This window comes from Erwinia sp. TECH1 (assembly GCF_054057575.1).
Window position 1 is genome coordinate 4,342,510 of sequence record NZ_JBSRZK010000001.1, and the last position, 20,084, is coordinate 4,362,593.

The window sequence follows — 20,084 nt, forward strand, 5'->3', positions numbered from 1 at the left end:
AGCTAATTGCTCGCCTGCGGTTCAGATTGAACCGGGCCGTCATTTCTGACAGGCCCGCGCATTATACGTACGTGGGCGGGCTTTGCAAGGTGTTTCTTGCCGTCATCGCTGCATGAAGGGGATAATGAAAGAGGGATAAGAGGACGGCAGAGACAAAAATGCCGCCGAAGTTACTGTTTCGGCGGCGTATATTTATTCAGCAACATGGGCCCTGCTATTCCACTTTTATTTGTGACTGGAGATAGTTCTGCACACCGATTTTCGCGATCAGCTCCAGCTCGGTTTCCAGAAAGTCGATATGGTGCTCTTCATCTTCCAGAATGACGATCATCATATCGCGGCTGACGTAGTCGTGAACCTTGTCGGCATAAGAGATAGCCTCGCGCAGATCTCTGGCCCCTTCCAGTTCCAGCGCCAAATCTGAACGCAGTATCTCCTCAACGTCTTCGCCAATGCGTAACCGCCCCAAATCCTGCAGGTTAGGCAGGCCTTCGAGAAAAAGAATGCGCTCTATATATTTATCCGCATGTTTCATCTCGTCGATCGACTCGTGATACTCAATATCGTTAAGGCGCATCAGTCCCCAGTTTTTGAACATCCGCGCGTGCAAAAAGTACTGGTTGATGGCAACCAGCTCATTTCCAAGCAGTTTGTTTAAATGACTTATGATTTTGGCATCGCCCTTCATCTTGCTTCCTCCGCTTCCGGTTATTCAGATCGTAGATGCACAATCCGGGAAGTCAAAAAAGCATGACAAATTGCAGGGGATTATCAGGCAATCTCTTTATACAGCGGCGCGTTCGGCAGCTCTTCATTCATGATGTCGTGCGCCAGGCGCAGGCATTTGCCGCACTGCTTGCCCACAGGGAGGAGCTTGCGCAGCTGCTGGATAGATTTGGGCTGGTAGCGGCGAACCACTTCACGAAGGGTTTTGTCGCTGATGGCGTTACACAGGCAGACGTACATAATTTTATTCCGGTACAAATAACGATCAAATTGTAAATGAGAATCGTTTTTATTTCAACCTGAACGCGGTTTCCTTTCTGACCCTGCGCTTTCTGAATAGCGCCCATAAAAAAAGAGCACCGAAGTGCTCTTTTTATCAGCAAGCAGAGCGAACTCTGCCGTTATCTACAATTAAGCGATAACTTTAGCAACAACGCCCGCGCCAACGGTACGGCCGCCTTCACGGATTGCGAAACGCAGACCGTCGTCCATTGCGATTGGGTGGATCAGGGTAACAACCATTTTGATGTTGTCGCCTGGCATAACCATCTCAACGCCTTCCGGCAGCTCGATGGTACCGGTCACGTCAGTTGTACGGAAGTAGAACTGTGGACGGTAGCCTTTGAAGAACGGAGTATGACGGCCGCCTTCGTCTTTGGACAGGATGTAAACCTCAGACTCGAACTGAGTGTGTGGCTTGATGGTGCCTGGCTTAGCCAGAACCTGGCCACGCTGGATATCTTCGCGCTTGATGCCGCGCAGCAGGATACCACAGTTCTCGCCCGCACGACCTTCGTCCAGCAGCTTACGGAACATCTCAACGCCGGTACAGGTTGATTTCACGGTATCTTTGATACCAACGATTTCAACTTCTTCACCGACTTTAACGATACCGCGCTCTACACGACCGGTAACAACGGTACCACGACCGGAGATGGAGAATACGTCTTCGATTGGCAGCAGGAACGGCTTGTCGATTGCGCGCTCTGGTTCCGGGATGTAGTTATCCAGGTGACCGGCCAGCTCGATGATTTTCGCTTCCCACTCGGCGTCGCCTTCCAGCGCTTTCAGCGCGGAACCGTGAACGATTGGGGTGTCGTCGCCAGGGAAGTCGTACTGTGACAGCAGGTCACGTACTTCCATCTCAACCAGCTCCAGCAGCTCTTCGTCATCAACCATGTCGCACTTGTTCAGGAACACGATGATGTAAGGAACGCCAACCTGACGGCCCAGCAGGATGTGCTCACGGGTCTGCGGCATTGGGCCGTCAGTCGCAGCAACAACCAGGATAGCGCCGTCCATCTGCGCAGCACCGGTGATCATGTTTTTCACATAGTCGGCGTGGCCAGGGCAGTCAACGTGCGCGTAGTGGCGAGTCGGGGTGTCATACTCAACGTGAGAAGTGTTGATGGTGATACCACGAGCTTTTTCTTCTGGTGCGTTATCGATCTGGTCGAATGCACGAGCAGAACCGCCGTAGGTTTTAGCCAGAACGGTGGTGATAGCAGCAGTCAGGGTAGTTTTACCGTGGTCAACGTGGCCGATAGTACCAACGTTGACGTGCGGTTTGGAACGTTCAAATTTTTCTTTAGCCACGGCGATATTCCTTACTTTCTGTGCTCTCCCCTGTGGAAAGGAGAGCACGGGATCAATTGGTTAAACCCGATTATTTACCACGGGCTTCAATAACAGCCTGAGCGACGTTGTTTGGCGCGTCATCATACTTCAGGAATTCCATGGAGTAAGATGCACGGCCTTTGGTGATAGAACGCAGCTGTGTAGCATATCCGAACATTTCGGACAGCGGCACTTCAGCGTGGATCACAACGCCAGTCACGTTGGATTCCTGACCGCGCAGCGTACCACGACGACGGCTCAGGTCACCGATAACGTCACCAGTGTTCTCTTCTGGCGTTTCAACTTCAACCTTCATGATAGGCTCAAGCAGCACAGGCTGTGCTTTCTTAAAGCCATCTTTAAAGGCGATTGATGCCGCCAGTTTAAACGCCAGCTCAGAGGAGTCAACGTCATGGTAAGAACCGAAGTGCAGACGCACGCCCAGATCTACTACCGGGTAACCCGCCAGTGGGCCAGCTTTCAGCTGTTCCTGAATGCCTTTATCAACCGCAGGGATGTATTCGCCAGGAATTACACCACCTTTGATGTCGTTGACAAATTCGTAGCCTTTCGGGTTTGAACCCGGCTCCAGTGGGTACATGTCGATAACAACATGACCGTACTGACCGCGACCACCAGACTGCTTGGCGTGTTTACCTTCGACGTCAGTTACTTTAGAGCGAATCGCTTCGCGGTAAGCAACCTGAGGTTTACCGACGTTCGCTTCAACGTTGAATTCACGCTTCATGCGGTCAACGATGATGTCGAGGTGCAGCTCACCCATACCGGCGATGATAGTCTGGTTAGACTCTTCATCAGTCCATACGCGGAATGATGGGTCTTCTTTAGCCAGACGGCCCAGAGCCAGACCCATTTTTTCCTGGTCAGCTTTGGTTTTCGGTTCTACAGCGATAGAGATTACCGGCTCAGGGAATTCCATGCGCTCCAGAATGATAACGTTGTCCGGGTCACACAGGGTGTCACCGGTAGTCACGTCTTTCAGACCGATAGCCGCAGCGATATCGCCTGCGCGAACTTCTTTGATCTCTTCACGCTTGTTAGCGTGCATCTGTACGATACGGCCCAGACGCTCGCGCTGAGATTTAACCGGGTTGTACACGGTGTCGCCAGAGTTAACGATACCAGAGTAAACGCGGAAGAATGTCAGGTTACCAACAAACGGGTCGGTCGCGATTTTAAACGCCAGCGCAGCAAACGGCTCGTTGTCGTCTGAGTGACGAACTGCCGGCGTATCTTTACCGTCGTCCAGAATACCGTTGATCGCTGTAACGTCAGTTGGTGACGGCAGATATTCGATCACGGCATCCAGCATCGCCTGAACACCTTTGTTCTTAAATGCAGAACCACAGGTAACCAGGATGATTTCGTTGTTCAGTACGCGCTTACGCAGAGAAGTTTTGATCTCTTCTTCGGTCAGCTCTTCGCCGCCAAAGAATTTCTCCATCAGCTCATCAGAGCCTTCAGCTGCGGCTTCAATCAGTTTCTGGCGCCATTCTTCAGCCAGTTCCTGCATATCAGCTGGGATCTCTTCGTAATCGAAGGTCACGCCTGCGTCTGCGTCGTTCCAGTTGATCGCTTTCATCTTGATCAGGTCAACAACGCCGGTGAAGTTCTCTTCTGCGCCGATAGCCAGCTGCAGAGGGACCGGAGTTGCGCCCAGACGTGCTTCAATCTGGCCAACTACTTTCAGGAAGTTAGCACCCATGCGGTCCATTTTGTTAACGAACGCAATGCGTGGAACTTTATATTTGTTAGCCTGACGCCATACGGTCTCAGACTGTGGCTGAACACCACCAACTGCACAGTAAACCATTACTGCGCCGTCAAGAACACGCATGGAACGTTCTACTTCGATGGTGAAGTCAACGTGTCCTGGGGTGTCGATGATGTTAACGCGGTGCGGCTCGAACTGCTTAGCCATACCTGACCAGAAAGCGGTAGTCGCTGCGGAGGTAATGGTAATACCACGCTCCTGCTCCTGCGCCATCCAGTCCATTGTGGCTGCGCCATCATGAACTTCACCGATTTTATGGTTTACACCGGTGTAGAACAGAATACGTTCGGTAGTGGTCGTCTTACCGGCGTCGATGTGTGCACTGATACCAATGTTACGGTAGCGTGTAATGGGTGTTGTACGAGCCATTTGATTCCTCTGATTCTAGGACGTTCAAAGTTAAATCCCAGCGGGGTCAACTGAACGCCCGCTGGGTTAATAACAACTACTGAGCTGTTACCAGCGGTAGTGTGCGAACGCCTTGTTGGCTTCGGCCATACGGTGAACGTCTTCACGTTTCTTCACTGCGGTACCTTTGTTTTCCGCAGCATCAGAAAGTTCGTTCGCCAGGCGCAGAGCCATTGATTTATCACCGCGTTTACGAGCAGCTTCAACGATCCAACGCATTGCCAGAGCATTACGACGAACCGGACGGACTTCAACTGGTACCTGATAAGTAGAACCACCAACGCGACGGGATTTAACTTCCACGGTTGGGCGGACGTTGTCCAGGGCTACTTCGAATGCTTCCAGTTCGCCTTTACCAGCACGCTGAGCCAGGGTCTCAAGTGCAGTATAAACGATTGATTCGGCAGTAGATTTTTTACCATCTACCATCAGGATATTTACAAATTTGGCCAGCAGCTCTGATCCGAACTTAGGATCTGGCAGAATTTTACGCTGACCAATGACGCGACGACGTGGCATGGAAATACTCCGTTGTTAATTCAGGATTGTCCAAAACTCTACGAGTTTATTATGACATTTAAGATAAAACGTTTGGCCTTACTTAACGGAGAACCATTAAGCCTTTGGCTTCTTCACGCCGTACTTGGAGCGAGCCTGCTTACGGTCTTTAACACCTGAGCAGTCCAGCGCGCCACGAACGGTGTGGTAACGCACACCTGGCAAGTCTTTAACACGACCGCCACGGATCAGGATCACGGAGTGTTCCTGCAGGTTATGACCTTCACCGCCGATATAGGAGGTAACTTCAAAACCGTTGGTCAAACGCACACGGCAAACTTTACGCAGTGCGGAGTTTGGTTTTTTAGGGGTAGTGGTGTACACACGAGTACATACGCCACGTTTCTGCGGGCAAGCTTCCAGCGCAGGCACGTTGCTCTTTGCAACTTTGCGTGCGCGTGGTTTGCGAACCAGCTGGTTAACTGTTGCCATTAAATAGCTCCTGGAATTTGCTTTTGCTTCGTAAACACGTAATAAATCGCCTCGTCAGATAACGAGGACGCGGAATTTTAGGGCTGAGCAGAAAAGGTGTCAAGAAATAACCAGGATATCGTACTCACCAGGTCATTTGTTGAGTCTGTTTTACCGTCAGCGCGACGAACTCAGTATAGCTTACTGCGGCCGCGCTGGATGAAATTTGAGCAGAAAGCCCGCGAGCGATAACATCGTCCTGCAGCACGTAAAGAGAAATGGGGGCGGCACGCAGCGATTCAAGGGCCTGGCTACCTTCCAGCGCCGCCAGCACGCCGTCCTGAAGCAGCAGCACCTCGTCCCCTTCCGCCAGCAGCCGCAGCATGGCGTTGAAATCGCACTTAAAAGGCGAGTTGATCAGCGTATGCAGCATACTTCCTCAGAAAGAAATTATTTGATCGTATTTTTCCAGCTCCGCACGCAATGCGTGAGGCGACAGCACCGCTACCGGCAGTGCCTTTAACGCGGCGGCGTCAATGCCTCGCTCGGCCAGCGAAGCTGAACAGGCATAAAAATTTTCCAGATCGTAGAGCGGCAGCACGCCAAAGGTGGCGACGTAGTTGCGCGCCAGCACTTTTTCCGGCTGCTGGTCGCCCAACAGCTGCATCACGCCGTCGCTGATAAAAAACAGCGCCACGTCCTCGCTAAGCGCGGAAACGGCCAGCACCGCATCCAGCCCCTCTCTTCCGGCGCTGGAGCCGTGCGGCGCCTGGCTGAATACAAAGGCGATTCGCTTCATCAAAACTGCACCATTCGTTCACTGCTTAATGCGGCTTCCGCCAGTGCGCCCAGGCCGGCAAGCTGAAAGCCTTCAGCCAGATTGGCGGCGGGCAGGCCCTGGTTTTTCGCTTCCTGCTCGTCCGTGATACCGCGGCGCAGCGCGGCGGCCACACAGATATTGAGCGCAACGTGATGGTCACGATGCAGCTGCTGCCAGGCCTGGGTCAGATTGAACTCGTCGCTGGCCGGCGAGGTCAGCGCGCTGGCGTTAAGTACGCCCTCGCGATAAAAAAAGACGCTTTCCAGCTCGTGGCCTTCCGCCAGCAGCGCCTGCGCGAATAGCCAGGCCGAGCTGGCCTGCTGGGTGCCATAGGCCGGGCCGGTGACTAACAGCGTGTAACGCATCAGCGCTCGCTTCCCTGGAAGTCGCCGTTTTTAAACTGGCGGATATAGAGATAAACGGTGTGCTTGGAAATATTCAGTCGATCCGCCACCTGATTGATCGCGTCTTTGATGTCGAAGATGCCTTTCTCATAGAGGTTCAGCACAATCTGGCGGTTCTTGGCATTGTTGGAGATATTACGGTCGTTGCTGACCTCTTCAATCGTAAACTCCAGCGTCTGCATCACCAGATCCTCTACCGAGGAGGCGAAGTTGACGGAAGAGTCCATCTCCGGCGTTTCCGGCGGGATAAAAGTCGCCATAATCTGCGAGAAAGGCACGTCCAGGTTCATATTGATACACAGCAAACCGATAACGCGCTGTTTGCCGTTACGGATAGCGATGGTCACGGATTTCATCAGTACGCCGCTTTTGGCGCGGGTGAAATAGGCTCTGGAAACATTACTTTCCGCATCGGTCATATCATGCAGCATTCGCAACGCCAGATCGGTTATCGGTGAACCGATTTTGCGGCCGGTATGTTCGCCATTAGCGATCCTGACCGCCGAGCATTTCAAATCTTCCAGCGAATGCAGGACGATTTCGCAGTGCGAGCCGATCAGCATCGCCAGCCCGTCGACCACGGCTTCGTAAGATTTAAGAATATCAAAATCGGTTTGTTCGAAGGGATGCTGCTCCAGTAATTCCAGATCGTTCACATCACCGGTAAAAATTGAACCAGACATTAAGACACCACCCTTAAAAGAGCCCGCGGTATGCGGCTCGCGCAGGTTAGTTTCGAAGAGCGTCAGTCTAGCAAATATCGGAAATGCCTGTCCTGACCTTTGTCATGTATTTCTTGTGGACATAGCGCGGGGGAGGAAAAAGCGGGGAAAATGCCGCCACGAGCGTGGCGGCACGGGCATTATTTGGTCTGGGCAGCGGCTGGCGCTTCGGTCGGTGCCTGCGCGCTGGCGTCCGCTTTAGCGGCCGGTTTGATGTCCAGCAGTTCTACATCGAACACCAGCGTAGAGTTAGCCGGGATACCCGGTACGCCGTTTTTACCGTAGGCAAGCTGCGGTGGGATCACCAGCTTGATCTTGCCGCCTTTTTTCACGTGCTTCAGGCCTTCGGTCCAGCCAGGGATCACGCCGTCAAGACGGAAAGAGAGCGGCTCGCCGCGCGTGTAGGAGTTGTCGAACTCGGAGCCGTCGATCAGCGTCCCTTTGTAGTTAACCACTACGGTATCGCTGTCTTTCGGCGCGTCGCCGGTGCCTTCTTTCTCTACCTGATACAGCAGGCCGGATTCGGTTTTCTTCACGCCTTTTTCTTTGGCGAATTTAGTCGCGAAAGCGTTGCCTTTCTCGGTGTTTTCTTTCGCATCTTTTTCCATCTTCGCCTGAGCGGCGGTTTTCACGCGGCCTTCAAACGCCTGCAGGGTCTGCTCGATCTCCTGATCGGAAAGCTTGCTCTTGCCGGCGAAAGCGTCCTGGACGCCGGAGATCAGCTGCTGCTTATCCAGCGTGATGCCCAGTTTCTCCTGCTCTTTCAGCGAGTTTTCCATGTAGCGGCCAAGCGATGCGCCCAGTGCATAGGCAGACTGCTGGTCTTCGTTTGTAAACGCGGCATTCTTCGGTGCCTGCTGTGCGGCTGGAGCTGATGGCGCCGCGGCGGTTTCGGCTGCTGAGGCCAGCGGTGCGTTCAGCGCAACGCCCAGGGTGGTGGCTAACAGTGTGACTTTAAATAGTGATTTCATCCATTTCTCCAAAACCGAAGCCTCTCACCTCGGAAATCGTTTTACAGACAGAGCCTGTACTCTAACAACCGTGCGCGAGCAAACTGCATACTCTCGCAATGAAAACTAACTACTTCCGACCGCTTGTCTGTCCGAAAGTTTCACTATGAAGATGCAGGCAACCAGGGCTTTTTTCAACGGTAAGGGCGAAATTAAACCGGCTATGCCTGTGCTGGCCCGGTTTTTGTCGTTAGAATCGGAACAATCCAGCCCTGGCGGCAGCAAGAGGAAAGAATATGCAACAATCCGTGTTTGAGCAGCGCTTAGAGCTGTTGGAAAGCCGTTTGGCCTTTCAGGAGCACACTATCGAAGAGCTGAACCAGACGGTGGTTCATCACGAGCTGGAAATGGCCCGCCTGCGCGAACAGATGCGCCTGCTGACCGACAAACTGAAGGCGGCAGCGCCGTCAATGGTCGCCTCGCAGTCGGAAGAGACGCCGCCGCCGCACTATTGATTTCGCGCCAAAAAAAAGGCCACCTTATCGGTGGCCTTTTTTCATTTAAGCTTAGTGGCTGCAGCCGCAGCCGCCGGTGCCACAACCGCCTTTGCCGTGGTCATGATCGTGGTCGTGATCGTGATGATGGTCGTGCTCGCCGTGAACATGGCCATGAGCCAGCTCTTCTTCGGTAGCTTCACGGATCGCCACCACTTCCACGTTGAAGTTCAGGTTCTGGCCAGCCAGCATATGGTTACCGTCAACCACCACGTGGTCATCTTCCACTTCGGTGATTTCAACCGGTACCGGGCCCTGATCGGTTTCCGCCAGGAAACGCATGCCAACCTGCAGTTCATCAACGCCCATAAAGACGTCTTTCGGCACGCGCTGCACCAGGTTGTCGTCGTACTGGCCGTAGGCTTCGTCAGCTGCGATGTGCACTTCAAACTTGTCGCCGGCTTCGTGATTTTCCAGCGCCTTTTCCAGACCAGAAATCAGGGAACCATGACCGTGCAGATAGTCCAGCGGTGCGGTCACCGGAGACTCATCAACCAACACACCGTCTTCCGTACGTACCTGATATGCCAGGCTGACTACCAGGTCTTTTGCTACTTTCATGATTACTCCTAACCGTTGAGAGCTTGAAACATCGGCGGATTTGCCGGCAAGCTCTGAGTTTGCGCTGATTGTAATGAATTTCAACGCCGCTGTAAGATACAGCTTAAAAAAAGCTGAGCCATAACGCTACTCAGGATGAAAAATTCCGATCACTTGCTCATTAGTGCGAACTTCGTCACGAACACGCTTGTCTGCTTCGCGCATCTGATGACCGCACTTAACGCATTCAACCACATCGACATTATTTTCAACCCACAGAGCAAGGGTATCTTTAGCCTGGCACTTTGGACAAGTCGCCCCGGCAATAAATCTTTTACGCATAGGTTTTCCGATTAAATAAAAGGCAACGCAAAGCGATGCCGACTCAGTAAGAGGCTTTCGCCCCGCCCTATTCCGATTCGTCCCAGCCGTCAAACTGGCGCTTTTCGTGCCGCATTTCGGCCTGGAAGATATCTTCCAGCTCGCGCCGGGCTTCTTTCACGCGGGAAATCTGCTGGCTGTCGCCGTGGTTCGGCATCAGCTCGCGCAGCATGCGCATATCCAGACGGCGGAAGTGCTGCTGCGCGCGAAAGGCCTGATGCGGATGCATCCCCAGCGACATCAGCGTTTTACGGCCAAGCTCCAGCGCGCTGGAGAAGGTTTCACGCGAGAACTGGGTGACGCCGGCCTGCAACAGTTCGTGCGCCTCCACGCGGCCGCGCGCCCGCGCCAGGATTTGCAGATGCGGGAAATGATGCTGGCAGAGCCGCACGATTTCCATCGCGTCTTCCGGGCCGTTGCAGGTAATGACGATAGACTGCGCCGTTTCTGCGCCTGCGGCGCGTAACAGCTCCAGCTCGGTGGCATCGCCATAGTATACTTTATAGCCATAGGTTCGCATCAGGCTGACCGCGCTGATATCGCGCTCCAGCACCGTGATCCGCTTTTCGTTGGCCATCAGCAAACGCGCCACCACCTGACCAAAACGTCCGAAGCCGACCACGATAACCTGCGGCTTGTCGTCTTCGACAAAGTGCTTCTCTTCGCTGTCGTCGCCGTCGTTAAACCGCTTCGCCAGGATTTTATCCACGCTCTGCATCAGCAGCGGCGTGGTCATCATCGACAGCGTTACCGTCACCAGCAGCAGCGGCATCTGGTCGCCGCTGAACAGTTTTGCCGACGAGGCGGCGGAAAAAAGCACGAACGCGAACTCGCCGCCCTGGCTCAACACCGCCGAAAACTGTAGCCGCTCAGAACTGCGCAGGCCAAAGATACGCGACAGCAGATAAAGCACGCCCGCTTTGATCGCGACCAGCAGCACCACGCCCACTAAAATCTCGACGATATGGGTATAAAGCACGCCCAGATTCAGCGCCATGCCTACCGAGATAAAGAACAGCCCCAGCAGCAAGCCTTTAAAAGGATCGATAGCGACTTCCAGCTCGTGTCGGTATTCGCTTTCCGCCAGCAGAATACCGGCGATAAAGGTCCCCAGCGCCATCGACAGCCCCAGCGCGTCCATAAACAGCGCCGATCCCAGCACCAGCAGCAGGGCAGCGGCGGTAAAAACTTCCCGCACGCCGGAAGCGGCGATAAAGCGGAAAATAGGCCGCAGCAGAAAACGGCCGCCGACCAGCATCCCGGCAAACGCCAGCACCTTCATGCCCACTTTCATCCAGTCGGTGTGGCCGCTGTCGCCGCCCGCCAGCAGCGGCACCAGCGCCAGCGCCGGGATCACCGCCAGATCCTGGAACAGCAGCACCGAAAAGCCCAGCTGGCCGGATTCATTGCGCTTCATGCCCTTGTCGCTCATCAGCTGCAGCGCCATCGCCGTAGAGGACATCGCCAGGCCAAGACCGCCGATCGCCGCCGCCTGCCAGGAGAAGTCGGTCAGCCAGAGCAGGCCGCCCAGTATCGCCGCGCTGAAAATAACCTGCGCCGCGCCAACGCCGAAAATCGAGCGCCGCAGCTCCCAAAGTTTGGAAGGATTCAGCTCCAGGCCGATGATAAACATCAGGAAGACCACGCCCAGCTCGGAGAAATGCAGAATTTCCTCTACGTCGCTGATAAAGCCCAGTCCCCATGGCCCGATAGCGATACCGGCCAGCAGATAGCCCAGCACCGCGCCAATGCCGAGCCGGGCCGCGATCGGAACGGCAATAACCGCCGCAAAAAGATAGACCACGCCAGCCGTGAGCAGGGTTTGTCCTTCCATTCAGGTGCCTCCATAGGGCAAAGGTGACGACAGCCAGTCGCCGTAGGCGCGCGCATAATTTTTCATGACTTCCGGGGTCTGCCGTCGCGCCCAGTAGATAATCATCGGCGTCAGCCAGTGCATACGGCACATTTGCGCCGTCAGCTCGAACGGCCGCATGATGGCCGACAGCGGATAACGGTTAAGCCCTTCCTGGTGGTAGGCCGTTTCCGGTTCGCCGGTGGTCACCACGCTGCGCCAGTATTTTCCTTCCAGCACGTTGCCGCCAGGGCCGCTGGCGAAGCCGCGCGACAGCACGCGATCCAGCCACTCCTTCAGCAGCGCGGGGCAGCTGTAGGTATAAAGCGGATGTTGAAAAACAATGATGTCATGCTCGCGCAGCAGCTGCTGTTCGTAGTGGATATCAATAAAAAAGTCTGGATAGTGCGCGTACAGGTCGTGAACGGTCACGTTAGGTAACGCTTTAGCCGGCTCCAGCAAAACCCGATTGGCAATCGAGTCCTGGGATTCCGGATGCGCGTAAAGCAGCAAAACTTTGGGCGGCTGCGACATCAATCCCCTCCAAATCGTCGTCACGGCGGGGAAATTCCGCTACCATGCTCGACACCGCGGAATCGTGCATTCCGCAAAGCATTTATGATGTTTCAATTTAACATATTCTGGTTATTACGGCGCTTATGATTCTCTTCTCATCGTTACAAATCCGACGCGGCGTGCGCGTCCTGCTGGATAACGCCTCCGCCACCATCAATCCCGGTCAGAAAGTGGGGCTGGTAGGCAAAAACGGCTGCGGTAAATCCACGCTGCTGTCGCTGCTTAAGAACGAGATAAGCGCCGATGCGGGCAGCTTTACCTATCCGGGCAACTGGTCGCTGGCCTGGGTTAACCAGGAGACGCCCGCGCTGAATACGCCCGCTATCGAATATGTCATTGATGGCGATCGCGAGTACCGCCAGCTGCAGGCGGAGCTGGCGAAGGCCAACGAGAACGACGACGGGCACGCTATCGCCACGCTGCACGGCAAGCTGGACGCCGTCCAGGCATGGACAATACAGTCGCGCGCCGCCAGCTTGCTTAACGGTTTGGGCTTTTCTCAGGAGCAGCTTCAGCGGCCCGTCAGCGACTTCTCCGGCGGCTGGCGGATGCGCCTGAACCTGGCGCAGGCGCTGATTTGCCGCTCCGACCTGCTGCTGCTTGACGAACCAACCAACCACCTCGATCTGGACGCGGTGATCTGGCTGGAGCGCTGGCTGAAAAGCTATCAGGGTACGCTGATCCTGATTTCCCACGACCGCGACTTTCTCGATCCCGTGGTGGATAAAATCCTGCATATCGAACAGCAGTCGATCTTTGAATACACCGGCAACTACAGCTCGTTTGAGATCCAGCGCGCCACCAAACTGGCGCAGCAGCAGTCGATGTTTGAAAACCAGCAGCAGAAGGTGGCGCATCTGCAAAGTTTTATCGACCGCTTTAAGGCCAAGGCCAGCAAGGCGAAGCAGGCGCAAAGCCGCATCAAAATGCTGGAGCGCATGGAGCTTATCGCGCCCGCCCACGTCGATAATCCTTTTACTTTCAGCTTCCGCGCGCCGGAAAGCCTGCCTAATCCGCTGTTGAAGATGGAAAAAGTCAGCGCGGGCTATGCCGATCGCGTCATTCTGGATTCTATCAAGCTGAACCTGGTTCCCGGCTCGCGCATCGGTCTGCTGGGCCGCAACGGCGCGGGCAAATCCACGCTGATTAAGCTGCTGGCCGGCGAGCTGGCCCCGCTGCAAGGCGATATCGGCCTGGCGAAAGGCATCAAGCTCGGCTACTTCGCCCAGCATCAGCTGGAATTCTTACGGGCGGATGAATCACCGTTGCAGCATCTGGTGCGGCTGGCGCCAAAAGTGCTGGAACAGCAGCTGCGCGACTACCTGGGCGGCTTTGGTTTTCAGGGCGATAAGGTCACCGAGCAGACCGAACGCTTCTCCGGCGGCGAAAAAGCGCGGCTGGTGCTGGCGCTGATTGTCTGGCAGCGCCCTAACCTGCTGCTGCTGGATGAACCGACCAACCACCTCGATCTGGATATGCGCCAGGCGCTGACCGAAGCGCTGATCGATTTTGAAGGGGCGCTGGTGGTGGTTTCGCACGACCGCCATCTGCTGCGCTCCACCACTGACGATCTCTACCTGGTCCACGACGGTAAAGTAGAAGCCTTTGACGGCGATCTGGAAGACTACCAGCAGTGGTTGAGCGATCTGCAAAAGCAGACCAGCGCCGCCGCTGAACCTAAACAGGAGAGCGGCAACAGCGCGCAGGCCAGAAAGGATCAGAAGCGCCGCGAGGCGGAACTGCGCACGCAAACGCAGCCGCTGCGCAAGCAGATCGAAAAGCTGGAAAAGCAGATGGAAAAACTCAACGCCACGCTGGCCGATGCGGAAACAAAGCTGGCGGATACCGCGCTGTACGATCAGAGCCGCAAGGCCGATCTTACGGCGGCGCTGCAGCAGCAGGCTGAAGCGAAATCCGCGCTGGAAGCGTGCGAGATGGACTGGCTGGATGCGCAGGAGCAGCTCGAAACAATGCTGGCTTCATAAACAGAGCCGGGAGAAAGGTTTCTTTCTCCCGACCTGATTACCGCTCCGCCAGGCGTCGACGCAGCGTGGACAGATCCTCAGCGTTAAGCAGTTTGCCGTTTAAAAAACGGGTTTTCAGTTCGCCGCCCTGCTCCTGCTCCCGGCTCTGCCGATCCAACAGGTAGTAGTCGCCTGCGCTATCCCGCTCTACCCGTAGCAGCCCTCTGGCGGATTTTTTCAGGCCGCCGTCGGTTTTTGGCTGCTTGAAAATCTCACGCTCAACGCCCTGCACCTCGCCCCATGTCGCCTTCATCGCAAAGCCGAACGTATCGCGCGTACTGTATTGATAAGTATAAGATCCGACGCCGAAGACCACGTTGCTGCTGGCGAAACCTTTAGCCTCCAGACGGGCAAGGATCTGGTTAGCCCGCTCCAGCGTAATCGAGTCGCCATAGATCAGCCCAACGTGCTCATCCAACACCCGGTAGCCTTTCGCATTAACGGTGCCGCCAAAAATGTCCCACAGCACCTCTACCGATCCTTTTTGCTGTGGCGTCCGCGCCGGATCGCTGTCGCTATCGTCGCCGGTTCCGCAAAGGATCTCCACCGGGTCGCCGCTGTCCGGGCGGAAAACCAGACGCCCCTGCCGCGCCATGATGTCTGCTTTCAGCTCGCGGCTGTATTCCGTAAGCACCTTCCAGTAATCCCAGGTATCCGAGACGATGGAAACGAAGCCGTGGGGATAGAGCTCGGTGATCAGACGACGAAAGGTGGCAATCTCTCCCTGCTCTTCGCCCATGCACATAACGCTGTGCTCCGTCGCCGGAATGCTGCCCGCAATAAAGTAGTCTTTGGGCGGCGTGTAGTACTGACGAAGATAAAGAATCGAAGGAATGCTGTCGGTGCCGGTAAAGCTCAGCAGATGGCCGGCGCCCGCCTGGGCGGCATCGTGCAGCCCGGACATGCCCCGCAGCGAAAAGTCATGGCACTGAAAATCCAGATGGCTCTGGTCATCACAGGTCAGGGCCGCCCAACGCTCGCAGACCAGCCGGTAATGGTAAGCGATAGTGGCGTTAGTAGAGGCTTTCCATAATTCTGCTGACATCACGCTTTCCAGGTAATTAACCAGCCAGAAAAAATCATCAACGGTGTTGGTAATGGTCAGAACCGGCACCTGCATCGGCACCTTGCTGCCTTCATCCAGGCTTTTGATTTCCAGCGGCAGATAGCCCAGGCGATGCAGCGCCCGGATGTGTTCCACATCAATACGCGCTTTGCCAAGATAGCTGTCCATCAGCTGTTGGTATTCCGTGACGACTTCCTCTTCGGGTCGGGCAAAAAACGCCTCGTTAAACAGATCGACCATAAACCACTGCAGAAAGCCCTGTAGCCCAAAGAATACCAGCCGGTTATCCGACAGCGGCGAGGTAAAAAAGCGGTTACCGCGCGGCGTAAAATTTGAGTAAATGCGGCTGGTTCCCTGCGGGTACTGTTCGCGATGGGAGGTTTTATAGCCGTCGATAGCCAGAATGGGATTAATGCGCATGGGCCGCTCCTTCGTTGTTATAAATAGTTTCAATATCAATCAGTTCAACCCGCTCCCCGGCTATCGCCGGATCGGCTACTGAAGTCGTCGTCCAGATATGGTCGATGCCCTGCTGCAACAGCGCGGCGACGCCCCGGCTAAACAAGCCGTGGGTAACGTACAGGCTGACCGAACGCGCGCCCGCCGCACGCAGCACCGCGGCCGAGCCGATAAAGGTGCCGCCCGCATCGCACAAATCATCGGCTATCAGCACATCTTTGCCGGCTACGTCGCCCCGCAGCAGTGAAAAACCACTCAGCGCACCGCTGCTCAGGTCGCGGTGTTTCCCCAGGATGCCGTACTCGCGGGCCGCCACCTGCTGCGCAACAGCGTGGATTTTTTTTAGCGCGCCCGCGTCCGGCGCCATCAGCATCATGCCGCTTTGCAGTTTTTCTATCAGGTTCGCGCTGTGTCGCAGGCAAAGGTGCTGCGGAATAGCCACCATGTTATTGACCACGGCACCCGCCACGTCGCTATGGGGATCCAGCACCCGTATCCGGTCAAAGCCCAGCTGATTCAAAAAACCGGCAAAGATCTTCAGGGCGAAACTGTCGCCTTCCTGCATACTGCGGTCCTGACGGGCATAGGGAAGCCAGGGCAGCTCCAGCGTTGTCCAGTGCAAATCGTATTGGCTGCGGGCGGCGTCCATAACCTGCGCCAGCAGCATCAAATCGTCCATATTGCGCATGGCCGTGGCGCGGATTTTCAATTTTTCCGCCCGGGGAAGCCGTGGCGGCAGCAGCCTTACGCGGACTGCGCCATCGGGAAAGCGGCCTGTTTCCAGCGCGACTTTGTTTCCATCAAGAAAGAGTTCCAGCAGCATTGTTTTCCTCCGGGGCTAATAATGTCCTTGTGACATTTATATAATTGTCCCTGTGACATTATTTAGCAAGCGGAATTTACCACCCTGCAGAAAAAATCGATTAACAAGCTGATTAATAATGATTAAAAAAATGAAAAGGTGGCTGTACATTGCAGGATATCCGTCCGCAATGCTAATGTGTCTGAGCGACAATTATTTACGGAAAAGCTTATGCTTTCAGAATCAGAGTATCTGGCCAGCTACGACGCCTCGCGCTACCCCTCTCCCATTGTGACCGTCGACAGCGTACTTTTTACGCTGCACGAGCAACAGCTCTGCGTACTGCTGGTACAGCGGGCCAATCATCCGCAAAAAGGCTGGTGGGGATTGCCGGGAGGGTTTATCGATATGCAGCATGATGCTTCAACGCGCGCCACCGCGTTAAGGAAGCTGCAGGAGAAAACCGGTGTGGTTCCGCCGTGGCTGGAACAGCTCGAAACTTTTTCCGGCCCCGATCGCGACCCGCGCGGCTGGAGCCTGACCACCGCCTGGTATGCACTGATTGCGCAGGAGAGCTGTCGATCGTACAGCGGCGATGTCAGCGACGCCGCGTGGCTGCCGGTCAACACCGTGATGCAGCGCAAGGATATCGCCTTCGATCACCAGACTATTATTACCAGCGCCTTAAAAAGGCTGCGGCAAAAAACGCTGTATACGCTGCTGCCGGTGTTTTGCCTGCCGGAACGCTTTACGCTGACTCAGCTACAGGAAGCCACCGAAGCCATCCTTGGCCGCCCGGTGCAGCGGAAAAGCCTGATCCGCCGCTTTGATTCCTCAGAGATGTTTGAGGAAACGGGCGAGAGCGTAGCTACCGGCGCGCGCAAAGCCAAACTGTACCGCCGCAGGAAAGAGGCCGACGTGCACAACTTTACGCGTAATCTTATGCCTGCCGATTAGGCCGTGGCGTTTATGCCCGGCCAGGCTGATAGAAAGGCTTGTCGCCCAGAATAGTGGCGCGATGCATAATCCGCCGTGCAGGCAGGTAGTCTGCATTGGCGTAGTGCTGGGTCACGCGGTTATCCCAAATCGCCACATCGTCCTGCTGCCATCGCCAGCGCACCTGGAACTCCGGTTTGGTGATATGTGCAAACAGGAAATTCAGCAGCGCGTCGCTCTCTTTCGGGCTGAGATCGACAATGCGCGTGGTGAATCCCTCATTAACAAACAGCGCCGACTTGCCGCTAACCGGATGCGTGCGCACGACCGGATGCAGCAGCGGCGGATTCTTCGCCACGGCCTGCCGCCAGCGCGCATGCTCCTCCTCGCTGCCGCGATACTTAAATTCCTGAAACGATTTGGTGAAGTCGTGCTCTGCCCGCAGGCCGGCAAGCAGGGCCTTAAAAGGCTCTGAAAGCGCGTTGTAAGCAGCAATGCCGCTGGCCCAGAGCGTATCGCCACCGGTTTCCGGCAGCTGCTTTGCCGCCAGGATCGCCCCGGCCGGCGGCGTCTCGATAAAGGTCACGTCGGTGTGCCAGTTATCGTTGTCCGGCGGGTTATCATCATGCGTATCCAGCACGATAATCTCTTCCACATCCGGCGCGTGCGGATAGACGGGATGGATGTGCAGATCGCCAAAACGGGCCGCCAGCGCTCGCTGTTGGGCAGGCGTAACGGGCTGATTGCGGAAGAACAGCACCTGATGACGGATCAGCGCATGGTAAAGCTGCTCAAACTGCGCGTCGCTCAGCGGGCGGCTGAGATCCACGTCAGCGACCAGCGCGCCGATATAGGGGCCAAGCGCGGTAACAGACAGACGTTCATTCATGATGTGACTCCATGCCAGGGGGTTAAACGGCGCTGTAAGGCTCGCAGCCCCAGCTCAAGCGAAAAAGCAATCAGCGCGATAACGGCGATGCCTGCCAGTACCACATCGGTTGCCAGAAATTCACCGGCGGACTGCACCATAAAGCCCAGCCCGCGCGTGGCGGCGATAAGTTCGGCGGCCACCAGCGTTGACCAGCCGACGCCAAGACCGATCCGCAGCCCGGTTAAAATTTCCGGCAGCGCGCCGGGCAGCACCACGAACCACAGCGTTTGCCAGCGGCTGGCGCCCAGCGACTGCGCGGCGCGCAGACGAACCTGCTGCGCGCTTTTGACGCCCGCCAGCGTGGACATCACCACGGGCGCGAAGATGGCCAGATAGATCAGCAGGATTTTGGACGTTTCGCCGATACCGAACCAGATCACCATCAGCGGCAGATAGGCCAGCGGCGGCACCGGTCGATACAGCTCAATCAGCGGGTCAAGGATGCCGCGCGCGGTGGCGTTCAGCCCCATCAGGATACCAACCGGCACGCCGATCAGCGTGGCCGCCAGCAGCGCTATCGCTATCCTTGTCAGGCTGGCGGCAAGATGCTGCCAGAGCGTTGCATCCATAAAACCCTGCGGGCCGGCAACCACCAGCAGCTGATGGAAAACCTGCTGCGGCGCGGGCAGAAAGAGCGGCGCGATCAGGCCAAAAGCGGTTACTGCCCACCAGATGCCCAGCAGCACCAGCAGGGTCGCCACGCTCAGGGTAAGCTGACGGCCAAACGGCCAGCGCAGCCTCAATCGGCGCACCGCGACTTTCTCCGTGGATAACAGGCTCATGAAAACACCTCGCGCTGTTGGAACACCCGGCTTAATACATATTCCCGCGTGGCGATAAAAGCGGGATCGGATTTAATGCTGCGGCAGGCTTCGCCGGCGGCATAGCGGCGGCCAAACGCCAGCGGCAGACGCTCGATAATTTTGCCGGGGCCGGGCGACAGCAGGATCAGCTCGCTGGCCAGAAAAACCGCCTCCTCGATATCGTGCGTAATCAGCAGCACCTGCTTGCCGCTGTCCCGCCACAGGTTCAGCAGCAGCTCCTGCATTTGCTCGCGGGTAAAGGCATCCAGCGCGCCGAAGGGCTCATCCAGCAACAGCAGCTGCGGATCGGCGGCTAAGGCTCTGGCAATACCTACGCGCTGGCGCATCCCGCCGGAAAGCTGCCAGATAAATTTCTTTTCCGCGCCGCCCAGCCCGACGCTTTTCAGCATCTGACGGGCCGTTTGATGGCGCGTCGCTTTATCCATCCCGGCCAGCTGCAGGCCAAAGGCGACGTTATCCAGCACGTTGCGCCACGGCAGCAGCCCTTCATGCTGAAACACCACGCCGCGCTCGGCTCCCGGCCCGGTTACGCGCTGGCCGTCCAGCGTAATGCTGCCCGACTCCGGCGTCAGAAAACCGGCAATCAGATTCAGCAGCGTGGTTTTGCCACAGCCTGAAGGCCCCAGCACCACCACCAGCTCTTCCCCGGCAATCGTCAGGTTAATATCTTCAAGCGCGAGGTGGCCGTCGTAACGGGCCGTCAGATGCGAGACTGAAAGCATGGCGGC

23 protein-coding genes are annotated in these 20,084 nt (G+C 56.0%); 3 read left to right on the plus strand and 20 right to left on the minus strand.

The window, feature by feature from the left end; translation table 11 throughout:
* Positions 1 to 214 precede the first annotated feature (214 nt).
* The 11 genes from bfr to fkpA all read right to left on the minus strand — a co-directional run bounded on the left by bfr (position 215) and on the right by fkpA (position 8,432).
* Positions 215 to 688 (minus strand): bacterioferritin, encoded by a 474-nt coding sequence (gene bfr, locus ACVWZ0_RS20445; protein ID WP_125290985.1) that lies wholly within the window; start codon positions 686 to 688, stop codon positions 215 to 217.
* A gap of 83 nt (positions 689 to 771) precedes the next feature.
* Positions 772 to 966 carry a bacterioferritin-associated ferredoxin gene (gene bfd, locus ACVWZ0_RS20450; RefSeq protein ID WP_125290986.1) on the minus strand — a complete coding sequence of 65 codons (195 nt, stop codon included), beginning with the start codon at positions 964 to 966 and terminating at the stop codon, positions 772 to 774.
* A gap of 171 nt (positions 967 to 1,137) precedes the next feature.
* Positions 1,138 to 2,322: an elongation factor Tu gene (gene tuf / locus ACVWZ0_RS20455; RefSeq protein WP_246761077.1), complete on the minus strand. Its 1,185-nt coding sequence runs from the start codon at positions 2,320 to 2,322 to the stop codon at positions 1,138 to 1,140.
* A gap of 70 nt (positions 2,323 to 2,392) precedes the next feature.
* Positions 2,393 to 4,507 (minus strand): elongation factor G, encoded by a 2,115-nt coding sequence (gene fusA, locus ACVWZ0_RS20460; RefSeq protein ID WP_253457736.1) that lies wholly within the window; start codon positions 4,505 to 4,507, stop codon positions 2,393 to 2,395.
* A gap of 87 nt (positions 4,508 to 4,594) precedes the next feature.
* The gene (gene rpsG, locus ACVWZ0_RS20465; protein WP_125289829.1) at positions 4,595 to 5,065 is read right to left on the minus strand and encodes a 30S ribosomal protein S7; all 471 of its coding nucleotides are present in this window, start codon (positions 5,063 to 5,065) and stop codon (positions 4,595 to 4,597) included.
* Between the two features lie 96 nt (positions 5,066 to 5,161).
* Positions 5,162 to 5,536 (minus strand): 30S ribosomal protein S12, encoded by a 375-nt coding sequence (rpsL, locus tag ACVWZ0_RS20470; protein WP_075182598.1) that lies wholly within the window; start codon positions 5,534 to 5,536, stop codon positions 5,162 to 5,164.
* A 124-nt stretch (positions 5,537 to 5,660) separates the two neighbouring features.
* A complete protein-coding gene (gene tusB, locus ACVWZ0_RS20475; RefSeq protein ID WP_253457734.1) occupies positions 5,661 to 5,948 on the minus strand; it encodes a sulfurtransferase complex subunit TusB in 288 nt (95 codons plus the stop codon).
* A 6-nt stretch (positions 5,949 to 5,954) separates the two neighbouring features.
* On the minus strand, positions 5,955 to 6,314 hold the full coding sequence (tusC, locus tag ACVWZ0_RS20480; RefSeq protein ID WP_253457732.1) for a sulfurtransferase complex subunit TusC: 360 nt from the start codon (positions 6,312 to 6,314) through the stop codon (positions 5,955 to 5,957).
* Positions 6,314 to 6,700: a sulfurtransferase complex subunit TusD gene (gene tusD / locus ACVWZ0_RS20485; RefSeq protein ID WP_253457730.1), complete on the minus strand. Its 387-nt coding sequence runs from the start codon at positions 6,698 to 6,700 to the stop codon at positions 6,314 to 6,316. Before tusD ends, tusC begins: the two co-directional genes overlap by 1 nt.
* Positions 6,700 to 7,422: a helix-turn-helix transcriptional regulator gene (locus ACVWZ0_RS20490; RefSeq protein ID WP_253457728.1), complete on the minus strand. Its 723-nt coding sequence runs from the start codon at positions 7,420 to 7,422 to the stop codon at positions 6,700 to 6,702. The genes tusD and ACVWZ0_RS20490 overlap by 1 nt, the downstream gene beginning before the upstream one ends.
* Positions 7,423 to 7,601: 179 nt before the next feature.
* Positions 7,602 to 8,432, minus strand: a complete 831-nt coding sequence (gene fkpA, locus ACVWZ0_RS20495; RefSeq protein WP_253457725.1) for an FKBP-type peptidyl-prolyl cis-trans isomerase — start codon at positions 8,430 to 8,432, stop codon at positions 7,602 to 7,604.
* Between the two features lie 275 nt (positions 8,433 to 8,707).
* Between fkpA and ACVWZ0_RS20500 the strand changes: the two genes are divergently transcribed.
* A complete protein-coding gene (locus ACVWZ0_RS20500) occupies positions 8,708 to 8,926 on the plus strand; it encodes a protein SlyX (RefSeq protein ID WP_125289835.1) in 219 nt (72 codons plus the stop codon).
* Positions 8,927 to 8,977: 51 nt separating this feature from the next.
* Here ACVWZ0_RS20500 and slyD read toward each other — a convergent pair whose 3' ends face one another.
* The 4 genes from slyD to kefG form a co-directional block, all read right to left on the minus strand.
* Positions 8,978 to 9,526: a peptidylprolyl isomerase gene (gene slyD, locus ACVWZ0_RS20505; RefSeq protein WP_125289836.1), complete on the minus strand. Its 549-nt coding sequence runs from the start codon at positions 9,524 to 9,526 to the stop codon at positions 8,978 to 8,980.
* Between the two features lie 126 nt (positions 9,527 to 9,652).
* Positions 9,653 to 9,847, minus strand: a complete 195-nt coding sequence (locus tag ACVWZ0_RS20510) for a YheV family putative zinc ribbon protein (RefSeq protein WP_253457723.1) — start codon at positions 9,845 to 9,847, stop codon at positions 9,653 to 9,655.
* 67 nt (positions 9,848 to 9,914) lie between these two features.
* Entirely contained in the window at positions 9,915 to 11,720 is a 1,806-nt protein-coding gene (kefB, locus tag ACVWZ0_RS20515; RefSeq protein WP_253457721.1) for a glutathione-regulated potassium-efflux system protein KefB, read from the minus strand.
* Positions 11,721 to 12,272, minus strand: a complete 552-nt coding sequence (gene kefG / locus ACVWZ0_RS20520) for a glutathione-regulated potassium-efflux system ancillary protein KefG (RefSeq protein WP_125289994.1) — start codon at positions 12,270 to 12,272, stop codon at positions 11,721 to 11,723.
* A gap of 125 nt (positions 12,273 to 12,397) precedes the next feature.
* Here kefG and ACVWZ0_RS20525 point away from each other — a divergent pair, with 125 nt between their 5' ends.
* Positions 12,398 to 14,299 carry an ABC transporter ATP-binding protein gene (locus ACVWZ0_RS20525; RefSeq protein WP_253457719.1) on the plus strand — a complete coding sequence of 634 codons (1,902 nt, stop codon included), beginning with the start codon at positions 12,398 to 12,400 and terminating at the stop codon, positions 14,297 to 14,299.
* Between the two features lie 37 nt (positions 14,300 to 14,336).
* Here ACVWZ0_RS20525 and ACVWZ0_RS20530 read toward each other — a convergent pair whose 3' ends face one another.
* Positions 14,337 to 15,824: a nicotinate phosphoribosyltransferase gene (locus ACVWZ0_RS20530; protein WP_253457716.1), complete on the minus strand. Its 1,488-nt coding sequence runs from the start codon at positions 15,822 to 15,824 to the stop codon at positions 14,337 to 14,339.
* Positions 15,814 to 16,686, minus strand: a complete 873-nt coding sequence (gene prs, locus ACVWZ0_RS20535; RefSeq protein ID WP_253457712.1) for a ribose-phosphate diphosphokinase — start codon at positions 16,684 to 16,686, stop codon at positions 15,814 to 15,816. Before prs ends, ACVWZ0_RS20530 begins: the two co-directional genes overlap by 11 nt.
* Before the next feature lie 210 nt (positions 16,687 to 16,896).
* On the opposite strand from prs, the gene ACVWZ0_RS20540 reads away from it, so the two are divergent.
* On the plus strand, positions 16,897 to 17,622 hold the full coding sequence (locus ACVWZ0_RS20540) for an NUDIX hydrolase (protein WP_253457709.1): 726 nt from the start codon (positions 16,897 to 16,899) through the stop codon (positions 17,620 to 17,622).
* A gap of 10 nt (positions 17,623 to 17,632) precedes the next feature.
* Here the strand turns inward: ACVWZ0_RS20540 and tauD are convergent, their stop codons facing one another.
* The 3 genes from tauD to tauB are packed head-to-tail and all read right to left on the minus strand — an operon-like array spanning position 17,633 to position 20,078.
* A complete protein-coding gene (gene tauD / locus ACVWZ0_RS20545; protein WP_125289843.1) occupies positions 17,633 to 18,490 on the minus strand; it encodes a taurine dioxygenase in 858 nt (285 codons plus the stop codon).
* Positions 18,487 to 19,314, minus strand: a complete 828-nt coding sequence (tauC, locus tag ACVWZ0_RS20550) for a taurine ABC transporter permease TauC (protein WP_253457706.1) — start codon at positions 19,312 to 19,314, stop codon at positions 18,487 to 18,489. Before tauC ends, tauD begins: the two co-directional genes overlap by 4 nt.
* Complete coding sequence (gene tauB / locus ACVWZ0_RS20555; RefSeq protein WP_253457703.1) at positions 19,311 to 20,078, minus strand: taurine ABC transporter ATP-binding subunit; 768 nt, start codon at positions 20,076 to 20,078, stop codon at positions 19,311 to 19,313. Before tauB ends, tauC begins: the two co-directional genes overlap by 4 nt.
* Positions 20,079 to 20,084 lie beyond the last annotated feature (6 nt).

Bases quoted from the DNA above. Each gene is read 5' to 3' on its own strand.
- bfr (WP_125290985.1), bottom strand. From the start codon at position 688: ATGAAGGGCGATGCCAAAATCATAAGTCATTTAAACAAACTGCTTGGA.
- bfd (WP_125290986.1), bottom strand. From the start codon at position 966: ATGTACGTCTGCCTGTGTAACGCCATCAGCGACAAAACCCTTCGTGAA.
- fusA (WP_253457736.1), bottom strand. From the start codon at position 4,507: ATGGCTCGTACAACACCCATTACACGCTACCGTAACATTGGTATCAGT.
- rpsG (WP_125289829.1), bottom strand. From the start codon at position 5,065: ATGCCACGTCGTCGCGTCATTGGTCAGCGTAAAATTCTGCCAGATCCT.
- rpsL (WP_075182598.1), bottom strand. From the start codon at position 5,536: ATGGCAACAGTTAACCAGCTGGTTCGCAAACCACGCGCACGCAAAGTT.
- tusB (WP_253457734.1), bottom strand. From the start codon at position 5,948: ATGCTGCATACGCTGATCAACTCGCCTTTTAAGTGCGATTTCAACGCC.
- tusC (WP_253457732.1), bottom strand. From the start codon at position 6,314: ATGAAGCGAATCGCCTTTGTATTCAGCCAGGCGCCGCACGGCTCCAGC.
- tusD (WP_253457730.1), bottom strand. From the start codon at position 6,700: ATGCGTTACACGCTGTTAGTCACCGGCCCGGCCTATGGCACCCAGCAG.
- ACVWZ0_RS20490 (WP_253457728.1), bottom strand. From the start codon at position 7,422: ATGTCTGGTTCAATTTTTACCGGTGATGTGAACGATCTGGAATTACTG.
- fkpA (WP_253457725.1), bottom strand. From the start codon at position 8,432: ATGAAATCACTATTTAAAGTCACACTGTTAGCCACCACCCTGGGCGTT.
- ACVWZ0_RS20500 (WP_125289835.1), top strand. From the start codon at position 8,708: ATGCAACAATCCGTGTTTGAGCAGCGCTTAGAGCTGTTGGAAAGCCGT.
- slyD (WP_125289836.1), bottom strand. From the start codon at position 9,526: ATGAAAGTAGCAAAAGACCTGGTAGTCAGCCTGGCATATCAGGTACGT.
- ACVWZ0_RS20510 (WP_253457723.1), bottom strand. From the start codon at position 9,847: ATGCGTAAAAGATTTATTGCCGGGGCGACTTGTCCAAAGTGCCAGGCT.
- kefB (WP_253457721.1), bottom strand. From the start codon at position 11,720: ATGGAAGGACAAACCCTGCTCACGGCTGGCGTGGTCTATCTTTTTGCG.
- kefG (WP_125289994.1), bottom strand. From the start codon at position 12,272: ATGTCGCAGCCGCCCAAAGTTTTGCTGCTTTACGCGCATCCGGAATCC.
- ACVWZ0_RS20525 (WP_253457719.1), top strand. From the start codon at position 12,398: ATGATTCTCTTCTCATCGTTACAAATCCGACGCGGCGTGCGCGTCCTG.
- ACVWZ0_RS20530 (WP_253457716.1), bottom strand. From the start codon at position 15,824: ATGCGCATTAATCCCATTCTGGCTATCGACGGCTATAAAACCTCCCAT.
- prs (WP_253457712.1), bottom strand. From the start codon at position 16,686: ATGCTGCTGGAACTCTTTCTTGATGGAAACAAAGTCGCGCTGGAAACA.
- ACVWZ0_RS20540 (WP_253457709.1), top strand. From the start codon at position 16,897: ATGCTTTCAGAATCAGAGTATCTGGCCAGCTACGACGCCTCGCGCTAC.
- tauD (WP_125289843.1), bottom strand. From the start codon at position 18,490: ATGAATGAACGTCTGTCTGTTACCGCGCTTGGCCCCTATATCGGCGCG.
- tauC (WP_253457706.1), bottom strand. From the start codon at position 19,314: ATGAGCCTGTTATCCACGGAGAAAGTCGCGGTGCGCCGATTGAGGCTG.
- tauB (WP_253457703.1), bottom strand. From the start codon at position 20,078: ATGCTTTCAGTCTCGCATCTGACGGCCCGTTACGACGGCCACCTCGCG.